A 272-nucleotide genomic window follows, 5' to 3' on the forward strand; every position below is an offset into this window, starting at 1 on the left:
ACACAAAACAATGACTTGCCATCCCTCCTCATCAGAGTTAACATACACACACTTCAACCACGGGAGGGGAAACATACCATGTCAAATTGGCCAGATTGGTTTCAAGAAGCATTACGTCAGCGGTTTTATCAGTTGGAACTCGCCAGTGAACAACAGGGTTCATGTTCATCAGAGGACAAAAATCTATTCACCAAAATGGATCAATTCAAAATGAACCAAAACGAAGATATTCAACGTCTGCTATCGGAATGGGAAGAAGCCATAGGCGATCA

The 272-nt window shown here is 42.3% G+C and carries 1 protein-coding gene; it reads left to right on the forward strand.

Annotated elements, in window-relative coordinates; all coding sequences use genetic code 11:
- Positions 1-78: 78 nt before the first annotated feature.
- Positions 79-272 (forward strand): hypothetical protein (locus QD47_RS32815; RefSeq protein ID WP_044649505.1); only part of this gene is annotated, 194 nt, incomplete at its 3' end.

It is taken from the genome of Paenibacillus terrae, from assembly GCF_000943545.1.
Lineage (GTDB): Bacteria > Bacillota > Bacilli > Paenibacillales > Paenibacillaceae > Paenibacillus > Paenibacillus terrae_A.